Origin of the sequence: Citricoccus alkalitolerans, from assembly GCF_039528175.1 — a bacterium.
In the GTDB taxonomy this organism is placed as follows: Bacteria; Actinomycetota; Actinomycetes; order Actinomycetales; family Micrococcaceae; genus Citricoccus; species Citricoccus alkalitolerans.
In genome coordinates this window covers 1,248,214-1,254,799 of record NZ_BAAALH010000001.1, presented here as the reverse complement: position 1 = coordinate 1,254,799, position 6,586 = coordinate 1,248,214, and the positions used below count along the sequence as shown (strand labels likewise).

Here is a 6,586-nt window from a genome sequence, read left to right as displayed (position 1 = left end):
GAAGGCGCCGCCGTCGGGAATGCCGTCAGTCAGGCACGGGGTCAGCGGCCTTGGGGCCGGTGACCGTCACACGCCGTAGTAGAGCTCGAACTCGTAGGGGTTCGGGCGAATGGAGAGCGGAAGGATCTCGTTCTCACGCTTGTACTCGACCCAGGCCTGGATGAGGTCCTCGGTGAAGACGTCGCCGGCCAGCAGGAACTCGTGGTCCTCCTCGAGCGCGCGCAGGGCCTCCTCCAAGGACGCGGGCGCCTTCTGGATGGTAGCGGCCTCCTCGGCGGGCAGCTCGTAGAGATCCTTGTCGATCGGATCGGCCGGTTCGATCCGGTTGCGGATCCCGTCCAGGCCAGCCATCAGCTGCGCGGCGAAGGCCAGGTAGGGGTTGCCGGAGGGGTCTGGGGCGCGGAACTCCAGGCGCTTTGCCTTGGGGTTGGATCCGGTGATCGGGATGCGGATGGCGGCGGATCGGTTGCCTTGCGAGTACACCATGTTGATCGGAGCCTCGAAGCCCTTCACGAGGCGGCGGTATGAGTTCACCGTGGGATTGGTGAAGGCCAGGATCGCGGACGCGTGCTTGAGCAGTCCGCCGATGTACCAGCGGGCGGTGTCCGAAAGGTTGGCGTAGCCCTTCTCGTCGTAGAACAGCGGTTCACCGGCGTTCCACAGCGACTGGTGGCAGTGCATGCCGGAGCCGTTGTCACCGAAGACCGGCTTCGGCATGAATGTGGCGGTCTTACCGAAGGCGTCCGCGGTGTTCTTCACCACATACTTGAACTTCATCAGGTCATCGGCGGCGTGAGTCAGCGTGTTGAACTTGTAGTTGATCTCAGCCTGGCCGGCGGCGCCGACCTCGTGGTGGGAGCGTTCAACCTCAAGGCCGACCTCGTCCAGGGCCACACAGATCGCGTCCCGTAGGTCGGCCTGCTTGTCCACGGGGGAGACGGGGAAATAGCCGCCCTTGACCGGGGTCTTGTGGCCGAGGTTGCCGCCCTCCTCCTGGCGGCCGCTGTTCCACCAAGCCTCGTCTGAGTCGACAGAGTAGAAGCTGTGATTCGGCGTGGACTGGTAGCGGACGTCCTCGAAGATGAAGAACTCGGCCTCAGAGGCGAAGTTGGCGGTGTCTGCGATGCCGGTGGACGCCAAGTACTCCTCCGCCTTCTGCGCGACGCCGCGGGGATCGCGGTGGTAGGGCTCGCCGGTCCGCGGGTTGACGATCGAGAAGCTCATCACGAGAGTCTTCTCCACGCGGAAGGGATCGAGGTACGCGGTGGCCACATCCGGGATCAACTGCATGTCGGATTCGGCAATACCCTGGAAGCCGCGGATCGAGGAACCGTCAAACAGCTGGCCATTCACGAAGAAGTCCTCGTCCACCGCCTTCGCGGGGAGGTTGAAGTGCTGTTGGACGCCTGGCAGATCGGTGAAACGGACGTCCACGAATACGACGTCTTCGTCCTGGATGAACTGCAGGACTTCCTGGGCGGTGGTGAACATCTGGTGTGCTCCTCGGGGTTCGGCTAGTGCCTCCACCTTATCGGGATGCCGTAACCCGATCGTGTCGGATGTGTTTCCGGCGTGTAACGCGGAAGCTGTCCACCTCTCGCCGGAGCGCCGGGACGGCAGGTCCTTCGATGAGGCTCCCGCCGGTCGGCCGGAACGCCGATGGGCTCACTCATCGGTAGAGTGGAGCGGTGGCACGAACCCCCCAGATACCCCCATCCTCCGGCGACGATCCTGCGGCCGGATCCCGGCGACGCGACTCCGGCCGGCATCCAGACGAACCCCTGGTAACCCGGCGGGACATGGCCGGCTGGGTGGGCGGCACAGCACGCCCGAATACCCAGGGACGCTGGCCCGGTGAACGGCTGGGCCTGGCCCAGGACGGCCCCACGTCGATGGCCGGATGGGGCCGGCGCATCCTGGCACTTCTCATCGACTGGTTCATCGCCATGATCGTCTCCAGCGTGTGGTTTGAGGGGAATCCGCTGGTGACGCACGGGATCTTCGCCCTGATGCACGTGCTGATGCTGAGCCTGTTCGGTACCACGGTCGGCAAACGAGTGGCCCGGATCCAGGTGGTCCGCCTGGGTGGCGCCATGGCCAACCTGTTTCGGGTGACCCTGCGCACCGTGCTCCTGTGCCTGGTGGTGCCGCCGGCTCTGATTGACCCTGACGGACGCGGACTCCATGACCGGCTGGCCGGCACCGTCGAGATCAGGATGTAGGTTCGGCCGCCGCGGACCTCGCTAGCAGACCCCTCCGGGGCGGTTGCCGGCTACCGGCCTCGCATGGCCTTGCGGTCCGGGCGAGCGCGGTAGGGATCGATCCCCTTAGGGATAGGCATCTTGGTGGAACCCAGGGAGTTCAGTCGCTTGTCGACCGCCTGGACCTCCTGCTTGGTCAACGTCTTCTTCATCCGCTTGAGCGTCTTGGACAGGTCGTGGAGTTCCACCTGGTCGGCACCGTGTCCGGTGGCGAGTACCTGGATCGGGACGTTCGGCAGGAAGCGCTGCATGTTCTTGCGTTCCTTCTCCACCAGCGGGCGGACACGGTTGGTCGGCCCCTCGGTGATGAGGACGACGCCGGGCCGGCCCACGGCACGGAAGACCGCATCCTGGGTCTTCGGGCTGACCGCCACCGGCTGCTCCGGGACGATCCAGCCGCGGCGCAGTGTCGACAGCGCTGCACCGGCCGCTCCGGGGCGTCCGTCGATCCGGGCGAAGGCTGCACGTTCAGCCATCCGATTCATGATGATCACGGCGGCCAGCAGGCCGAATGGGATCGCGATGAGCAGCCAGGTGATCCAGTTGTTCAGCAGCAGGCCGACGACCAGGCCGACGACCAGGGCGCCGACGAAGGCGAGTGCCATCCACAGCACGACCTTGGGGTCGTGCGCCCGGGTCATGGAGAAGACCTCGCGGAGCTGCTTGAAGATCCCCGGCTTCTTCGTGGCCTTCTTGCGTGCCTTGGTCTCGGCCTTGTTCCCCTTGGCCCGGATCTTCTCCTGTTGGCGACGTTCCTTCTGGGCGGCCTTGACCGCCCTCAGGCTTTCGCGGGTCGACTGGGAGGAGGATGCTGCGGAATCAGTGCTCTTGGCCATAGTGGCCCCAGTCTACCGGCCCGCGAGCAGCGACGCTGCCTCCTGGCGCGTCGAACCCGACTCCTCGATGTGGGACAGGTTCGACGGCATCTCACGGCCCAGCTTGCGCATGGCCGTGGCGTACAGGCGGCCGGCGCGGTAGGACGAGCGGACCAGGGGGCCGGCCATGACACCGGCGAAACCGATCTCGTCGGCACGTTCGGACCAATGCACGAACTCATCCGGTTTGACCCACCGGTCGATCGGATGGTGCAGCTTCGAGGGGCGGACGTACTGGGTCACCGTGATGATGTCGCAGCCGGCCTCGTGCAGATCCACGAGGGCCTGCTCGATCTCGTGGTCCTCCTCGCCCATGCCCAGGATCAGGTTGGACTTGGTCAGCAGGCCGTCGGCCTTGGCCATGGACAGCACCCGCAGGGACTTCTCGTAGGTGAAGGCTGGGCGGATGGCCTTGAAGATCCGCGGCACGGTCTCCAGGTTGTGGGCGAAAACCTCCGGACGCGCATCGAAGACCACCTGGACGAGGTCCGGGTCGGCCCCGAAGTCAGGGGGCAGGATCTCGATGCCGGTGTTGGGGTTCAGCTCGTGCACCTTGCGGATCGTCTCTGCGTACAGCCAGGCGGCACCGTCCTTCTGGTCGTCCCGTGCCACCCCCGTGACGGTGGTGTAGCGCAGGTTCATCTCGCGGATGTTCTCGGCCACACGACGCGGTTCGTCGAGGTCCAGCGGTTCGGGCTTGCCGGTGGCGATGTCGCAGAAACCACAGCGGCGGGTGCAGGTGTCGCCGCCGATCAGGAACGTCGCCTCACGGTCCTCCCAGCACTCGAAGATGTTGGGGCAGCCGGCCTCCTCGCACACGGTGTGCAGTCCGGAGGACTTCACCTTGTTCTTGAGGTCGATGTACTCGGGACCGATCTCGACCTTGGCCTTGATCCAATCCGGTTTGCGTTCCACGGGGACCTCGGCGTTGCGTGCTTCCACGCGCAGGAGGCGGCGGCCGTCGGGGGATGCGCTCACTGAGGAGTTCCTTCCACAAGGGTTTTCGTCGTTGCGTTGCCGTCCGCGGTTTCGGACGGCAGGTCGTGGGATACGGGGGCGATATGGCCCGGTGCCAGCTCGGCAAGGTGTTCCTGGACCGTTGCCAAAACGTCCGTCGGGGTGATGGTCCGGCCGGTCTCGACCGAGATGGTGGTGGAGCCGGCATCGGAGATGCCGCACGCGACGATGTGCTCGTAGGGCTCCAGGGAGTTGCTGCAGTTCAGTGCGAACCCATGCATGGAGACACCATGGTTGACCCGGAGGCCGACGGCGGCGATCTTGCGGTCCGGCCGGAGCTGGCCGTTCCCGTCTGTACCGCCGAGAATCCACACGCCGGAGCGGCCGTCCACCCGCTCACCCGACAGGCCATATCCGGTCAGGGTGCGGATGATGGCCTCCTCGAGGAACCAGACATAGTCCTTGACGGCGGCCGGGTCTACCAGGCGCACCACCGGATAGCAGACCAGCTGCCCCGGACCGTGCCAGGTCAGCTTGCCGCCGCGGTCCACGTTTACCACCGGTGAGCCGTCGTCCGGGAGGTCCTGGGGCTCGGTGCGCTTGCCGGCGGTGTAGACCGCAGTGTGCTCCAGGAACAGGACGGAGCCACTCGAGGATCCTGCGACCACCTCGGCGTGCAGCTGCTGCTGGAGCTCCCACGCCGAGAGGTAGTCGACGGTGTCCGGGGAGAGCCCCAGGACGCGGAACGGAGGCATGGTCGTCACGGGCATGCCTCCACTCTAGCCCCGGCCCCGCAGGCTGTGGATAACCCCTGCAGAGGTGATGGGTGACCGGCAGGATGGATGACGCAGGATGACGTGTGCTGACCGGAAGGAGACCCGATGGACTCGTCGACACCGTGGCCCCAGGTGCCCGGTTGGGAGGTCCGGCGTGAATTGGGGCGTGGAGGCAGCTCGACCGTCTGGCTGGTGGCCGACGGGGAGGGGTCTGAAGCGGCATTGAAGGTCCCGGACCACCGGGTCGAGGCGGCGGCCGAACTGCTGGATATCGAGATGATGGCCGTGGGCGAGTTGGAGCATGACCACGTGGTGCGTCCCCTCGGTGTGGTGTCCACCGACCGCGGTCCGGGCCTGCTCAGTGAATATCATCCCGGAGGCTCGCTGGGCACTCTGGTCCGCGCGGCCGGGCCGCTGCCTCTGGGCCAGGTCGTCACGGTGCTGGTGCCGGTCGCCCAAGCGCTGCAGGCCCTGCACGAGCACGGTGTGGTCCACGGTGACGTATCCCCGGGCAACATCCTCTTCACGGTCATGGGCCGGCCGGCCGTCTCCGACCTGGGCTCCTCGCGACTCTTGGGTGGTCCCGGCCGCCGCCTGGGGACGCCGGGATTCTCCGCCCCTGAACTCGACCGGGAGGGCGTCGCCGGGCATCCGGGCGGAGACAGCCCCGGGCTGAACCCCGCCGCCGACGTGTACTCGCTGGCTGCCGTGGGATGGTTCGCACTCACGGGACGTGCGCCGGCCCCCACCTCATCCCGGGCTCCACTGCCCCTGATCGTGCCGGACATCCCCCTGGACGTGGTCGAGCTTCTGGAAGCCGGCTTGGAAGAGGACCCTGAGCGTCGCCCCACCGCCGAGCGGTTCGCGATGGCCTGCTACCGATGGACCACCCCGGTCCCCGTGGACCTGTACCCCGCAGCCGGCCCGGACGTGGCGATGGAGCTGCCCACCCGCCGTCGGGACCCTGGAGCAGCCGACGGCGGACTCAGAGTTCGTCGACGGGGCACCCGGCGCGGGCCGCACGGTCAGAAGGGTCAGCGCGGACGATGCGGTCGGTCGGTCCGGCGCGGATGGATGCTGGGCGGGGGAGCGGCCGCCGCCCTCGCCGTGGCGGTGACGGCCGGCCTGTACCTGGCTGCCCCCGAGTCGGCCCCGGGGCCGGACCCCTCGCCCCGGGCCGGCTCTACCGCTCCCGTGCCTGCTAGTGCCGCGGCCATAGCGGAGACCGAGTCCGCTTCCCCGGAGCCGGAAGCGACGACCGGACTCGGCATGGAACACGTTTCCGATGCGGCGGAGTCTCTGGGGGAGGCTCGCACCGAGGCGCTCACGTCCCTGGACCGCCGGCACGTAGCGGTGTACAGCCTGCCGGACTCACCCGCCTTCGCTGAGGATGTGGGCCTGCAGGCGCAGTTGGAGGCGCAGGGCCTGAGATTCGAGGGCTTGGGCCTGAAGACCACCGTCACCGGCGCGATCGAACTGGCCGATGCCTCGACAGCCACTGTCCCGGTCGAACTGACCATCAGTCCCTATCGCACGGTGACGGCCAGCGGGGACACCGTGGCAGAATCCCCTGCGCCCACCGTGGAACGATTCACCGTCCACCTGCAGCGGACCACGGCAGGCTGGCGGGTGAGAGAGATCCTTCCCTGACCTGCCGAGCCTGACCTGCCGAACGTCTGGACCGGAAGGGGCTGAACCTTCGCCAGACGCAGACGGC

Annotated in this window: 6 protein-coding genes; 2 read left to right on the top strand and 4 right to left on the bottom strand. The window is 67.2% G+C overall.

Going from position 1 to position 6,586, the window contains the following annotated elements; all coding sequences use genetic code 11:
- Positions 1-66: 66 nt before the first annotated feature.
- Positions 67-1,491: a type I glutamate--ammonia ligase gene (gene glnA, locus ABD134_RS05590; protein ID WP_344227405.1), complete on the bottom strand. Its 1,425-nt coding sequence runs from the start codon at positions 1,489-1,491 to the stop codon at positions 67-69.
- A gap of 197 nt (positions 1,492-1,688) precedes the next feature.
- Between glnA and ABD134_RS05585 the strand changes: the two genes are divergently transcribed.
- Positions 1,689-2,222, top strand: coding sequence for an RDD family protein (locus ABD134_RS05585; RefSeq protein ID WP_344227403.1), 534 nt, complete (start codon positions 1,689-1,691; stop codon positions 2,220-2,222).
- A 50-nt stretch (positions 2,223-2,272) separates the two neighbouring features.
- Here ABD134_RS05585 and ABD134_RS05580 read toward each other — a convergent pair whose 3' ends face one another.
- The 3 genes from ABD134_RS05580 to lipB are packed head-to-tail and all read right to left on the bottom strand — an operon-like array spanning position 2,273 to position 4,863.
- The gene (locus ABD134_RS05580; RefSeq protein WP_344227402.1) at positions 2,273-3,097 is read right to left on the bottom strand and encodes a DUF4191 domain-containing protein; all 825 of its coding nucleotides are present in this window, start codon (positions 3,095-3,097) and stop codon (positions 2,273-2,275) included.
- 12 nt (positions 3,098-3,109) lie between these two features.
- A complete protein-coding gene (lipA, locus tag ABD134_RS05575) occupies positions 3,110-4,114 on the bottom strand; it encodes a lipoyl synthase (RefSeq protein WP_344227401.1) in 1,005 nt (334 codons plus the stop codon).
- Entirely contained in the window at positions 4,111-4,863 is a 753-nt protein-coding gene (gene lipB, locus ABD134_RS05570) for a lipoyl(octanoyl) transferase LipB (RefSeq protein ID WP_344227400.1), read from the bottom strand. The genes lipA and lipB overlap by 4 nt, the downstream gene beginning before the upstream one ends.
- A gap of 111 nt (positions 4,864-4,974) precedes the next feature.
- Here lipB and ABD134_RS05565 point away from each other — a divergent pair, with 111 nt between their 5' ends.
- Complete coding sequence (locus ABD134_RS05565) at positions 4,975-6,519, top strand: serine/threonine-protein kinase (protein ID WP_344227399.1); 1,545 nt, start codon at positions 4,975-4,977, stop codon at positions 6,517-6,519.
- Positions 6,520-6,586 lie beyond the last annotated feature (67 nt).

Bases quoted from the DNA above. Each gene is read 5' to 3' on its own strand.
- glnA (WP_344227405.1), bottom strand. From the start codon at position 1,491: ATGTTCACCACCGCCCAGGAAGTCCTGCAGTTCATCCAGGACGAAGAC.
- ABD134_RS05580 (WP_344227402.1), bottom strand. From the start codon at position 3,097: ATGGCCAAGAGCACTGATTCCGCAGCATCCTCCTCCCAGTCGACCCGC.
- lipB (WP_344227400.1), bottom strand. From the start codon at position 4,863: ATGCCCGTGACGACCATGCCTCCGTTCCGCGTCCTGGGGCTCTCCCCG.
- ABD134_RS05565 (WP_344227399.1), top strand. From the start codon at position 4,975: ATGGACTCGTCGACACCGTGGCCCCAGGTGCCCGGTTGGGAGGTCCGG.